We start from the raw sequence: 3482 nt of genomic DNA on the forward strand, positions 1-3482 counted from the left end.
ATTTAGTTTCCCAATTAATAAATATGTATCTGTTACATTATATGGTTTAGGTTACATTATACAACTTAATTTGTATTTACATATTAAGGGGGTGATAATTATATGGATTCTAATTTATATGATATTATAACTAATGCTCAATTGGGGGATTCTAATGATTTATATAATTTAATATTAAAATTTAATCCTTTACTAACTAAATACTCTAAACTTTTAAATTATGAAGATGCAAAATGTGATATTACATTATGTTTTATAGAAATTATTAATAAAATTCCTATTAATAAAAAATTTACTGATGATAAATTTATTTTAAGCTATATAAATAAAGGAATAAAAAACTCATATATAAACATTAGCCGTAATAAAAATAAAATTGATACTAAAGAATATATTTGTGAAATTCAAGATTTCAATAATAAAATAGACTTTCATAGTGATTTAGAATTTTATGATCTTATAAAATATCTAACTGATAGGGAAAAACAAATTATTATTTTTAAATATTTTAATTGTCTTTCTGATATACAAATATCTAAAAAATTAAATATATCTAGACAATATGTAAACAAATTAAATAGACAAGCTTTATATAAAATTAAAAATAATATTGCTTAAAGAAAATATTTATTAATTAAGAGATACATAAGTGACTTTTAATTTTAAAATCAGTAGACAAACTATCAATAGATTAAGACGTTAAGTTATAAGTTTACTGAGTAGTATTAAAATATAACATAAAAGGATGTGATAGAGTTGGAAAATGAATTATTAAAAGTAGCAACATCTCAAGGTATATGGGCGTTACTAAGTATGAGTTTATTACTTTATATCTTAAAAGCCCAAGAAAAAAGAGATTTAAAACAAGAAGAGAGAGAACTCAAATACCAAGAAATAATATCTAAGTTAACAGAAAAATTTACTATAGTCGAAACTATAAAAAAAGATGTTGAGGACATAAAAGAGTCTATTTTTAAATAGACTCTTTTATGTCTTCATTTACAATATATAAGTTGATTTATTTTAGTATAATATACTAATCTTAAACAAACATTTACACATTTTTTTATTTAATATCTAATTGCTNNCTGTCTCCTAACTTATCCATTAAAATATTTTCTATTTCATTACTAACATTGGGGTCTATACAATTTTTATATATACAACATACTGAATTTATTAAAAACATATCTTTAGTTCCATATAATTCTTTAAGATTTGAATACGATATTTTTCTAATATACTTATTGTCTACATTAAACTCTAGAAACTCATCATAGAATGTAAGATTAAATTTTTTATATTTATTATAAGTATTACAAGAACATACAATCATTCTATATTTAGTTACCAAACTTCACTTGATAAAAACAACTAAATTATTCACCATTAAGAACCCTCTTTAGACTTTCATCTATAGCCTCAGCATCTCCAGGATATTTTATAATCAATGTATTGGACTCCATAATAGCAGCTGATTCTGGAGTTTGTACTGATGTTTTTACCGTAGGATCATTAATAGACTCAATATAGTCCTTTTGTGTTTGCCAAGCTTCTTTTAATTTTATATAGTATTTATCTTCAGTTGGATTTTGTTGCGTGTATTCTTTCCTATCTGATTTTAAATCTTCATCATCTACTTCCATTTCTGCTGAATTTTCAGCAGAAGGAGATACAGGTTTTATACTTTCTAAATTAAACTTATTACTAAAATCTTTTCCATTTATATTTAATATAACCTCTATTTCTCCAGTTGCTTCTGTTAAAGGAACTTCAGCTAAGTAATGAATCATACTCGTTTTTAGTGGCTTTATTGAAGCATCCTTTTCTAAATCTGAACTCTCAGCACCTTGTGATACAGAAAAACACGTATACTCTTTACTATTAATTTTTATCCTTGCAGTGATTAAGTTATCTACCATTTCAGCTTCATTATTCAAATTTTTCACATATAGCATTATATCTATAAAAGTATTACTTTCTGTTTGTACATCATAATAGTGAGAAGTTCCATCTATAATTTGAATCTCTATTCTTGGTGTAACATCAATTCCTTTTAAATAATATTCACAAACTTCCTTTACTGTATTATTTCCTACAACGCTGAACTCACTTTTATTATTTGTTATATTTTTGCTATCTCTACTACAAGCTACCATAAATATAGAAAAAACAACAGATAATATTACAATTAAAAACTTCTTAATTTTCATCTAAATCCCTCCACTCTCTATATATACTAATATAAAATTGGTGTATATTCCAGAAATTACGGTAGAATCTTAGTGTATGTTATACTTTTGTATAAGGAGTTGAAGTCATTGAAATCACTAAAATTGTAGAATATATTAATATAGAGCTAAAGAAAGATAATACTGCTAGTGTTAATAAAATTATAAGCAAAATGGGATGAATTTGTTAAAGATCATAAGGAGTTTGAAGTGCAGCAACTTATAAGTTTGGCCTTGGAAGAGTTTATAGAAAATATAAATAAATCAGATAATAAATCCATATTTAAGTACCCCCCAGAATATCCATGAAACTTCACAGATATTTGGGGGTATTTAAATTTTATAAGATAATTTTTCATTAAATAGGACAATAGTTTTTACAATTATGACAATCTTTTATATGATTGATATTTATTCCATTCATAGGAATAATAGGTGTTTTGCTTCTTGTAGCTGCTTTAATTCCTAGGTATATTGCATAGGCTATAGCCTTAGGGCCTACTTTATGATAAAGGTCCGTATCAGCTTTACTATTGCAGAAGAAACATTCAATTATAACCGCTGGCATATTAGTGTTTGATAGCTCTGTAAACTCATCTGATGATTTTATGCCACGATTGATGAATCCTAGGGAGGCTAGTTCTTTAAGAACCTCTCTTCCTACAAGTCCACCAATTTTATTCTCATTGTTTGGATATATCCAACACTCTGATCCAATAGCTCCTTTATAACCTTTCTTTGGAGAGGAGTTGATATGTATAGAAAAATATAGCTCCACCTTAATTGAATTAGCTATATTAATGCTATACTTTAAATCTTGTATAGCAGAGCTGCTGGTATCTGGAGTAACCTCTGTATAATTAAAATCACCATCAGCTCTTAATAATTTACTTAGCTGAGATATGATTTTTCTGTTTTCAGTAACCTCATTTACATAATCCGAAGCCCCTTGAAACTTAGGATTATGACCACCACGGCTACAAATAGATATTATAGCCATTTACTATGCCCCCTTATTAATATTATTATTGTTTATTGCTATAACAAGAGAATTGATACTATCATCTAACTTCTCTAATTTATTTTCAAATCTCATCATAAGATAAGCAGTAATTGCTATAGGAAATCCCACATTTGATACTAGATTTATTAATTCTTCCATTACTTTCAACCTCCTTTTAAAGTATATAAAGAGGCTCCAAAGAGCCCCTTTAACTAGTTAATCTCATAAGCTGTTTCACTGGTGTCTAC

At 26.2% G+C, this 3482-nt stretch carries 5 protein-coding genes; 2 read left to right on the forward strand and 3 right to left on the reverse strand.

What is annotated here, in order from left to right; translation table 11 throughout:
• Window positions 1-102: 102 nt before the first annotated feature.
• Together B2P65_RS03030 and B2P65_RS03035 are read left to right on the forward strand one after the other, a co-directional pair.
• Window positions 103-618 carry a sigma factor-like helix-turn-helix DNA-binding protein gene (locus B2P65_RS03030; protein WP_346879569.1) on the forward strand — a complete coding sequence of 172 codons (516 nt, stop codon included), beginning with the start codon at window positions 103-105 and terminating at the stop codon, window positions 616-618.
• 138 nt (window positions 619-756) lie between these two features.
• Entirely contained in the window at window positions 757-981 is a 225-nt protein-coding gene (locus tag B2P65_RS03035) for a BhlA/UviB family holin-like peptide (RefSeq protein ID WP_346879570.1), read from the forward strand.
• 398 nt (window positions 982-1379) lie between these two features.
• Here the strand turns inward: B2P65_RS03035 and B2P65_RS03040 are convergent, their stop codons facing one another.
• The 3 genes from B2P65_RS03040 to B2P65_RS03050 all read right to left on the reverse strand — a co-directional run bounded on the left by B2P65_RS03040 (window position 1380) and on the right by B2P65_RS03050 (window position 3393).
• Window positions 1380-2213, reverse strand: a complete 834-nt coding sequence (locus B2P65_RS03040; RefSeq protein ID WP_346879571.1) for a hypothetical protein — start codon at window positions 2211-2213, stop codon at window positions 1380-1382.
• Window positions 2214-2589: 376 nt separating this feature from the next.
• The gene (locus B2P65_RS03045; RefSeq protein WP_346879572.1) at window positions 2590-3231 is read right to left on the reverse strand and encodes an N-acetylmuramoyl-L-alanine amidase; all 642 of its coding nucleotides are present in this window, start codon (window positions 3229-3231) and stop codon (window positions 2590-2592) included.
• Window positions 3232-3234: 3 nt separating this feature from the next.
• Window positions 3235-3393 carry a YvrJ family protein gene (locus B2P65_RS03050; protein WP_346879573.1) on the reverse strand — a complete coding sequence of 53 codons (159 nt, stop codon included), beginning with the start codon at window positions 3391-3393 and terminating at the stop codon, window positions 3235-3237.
• Between the last annotated feature and the right edge of the window lie 89 nt (window positions 3394-3482).

The sequence above is a fragment of the Clostridium sp. UBA3061 genome (assembly GCF_002367465.1).
Classification (GTDB): domain Bacteria; phylum Bacillota; class Clostridia; order Clostridiales; family Clostridiaceae; genus Clostridium_J; species Clostridium_J sulfidigenes.

Bases quoted from the DNA above. Each gene is read 5' to 3' on its own strand.
- B2P65_RS03030 (WP_346879569.1), top strand. From the start codon at position 103: ATGGATTCTAATTTATATGATATTATAACTAATGCTCAATTGGGGGAT.
- B2P65_RS03040 (WP_346879571.1), bottom strand. From the start codon at position 2,213: ATGAAAATTAAGAAGTTTTTAATTGTAATATTATCTGTTGTTTTTTCT.
- B2P65_RS03045 (WP_346879572.1), bottom strand. From the start codon at position 3,231: ATGGCTATAATATCTATTTGTAGCCGTGGTGGTCATAATCCTAAGTTT.
- B2P65_RS03050 (WP_346879573.1), bottom strand. From the start codon at position 3,393: ATGGAAGAATTAATAAATCTAGTATCAAATGTGGGATTTCCTATAGCA.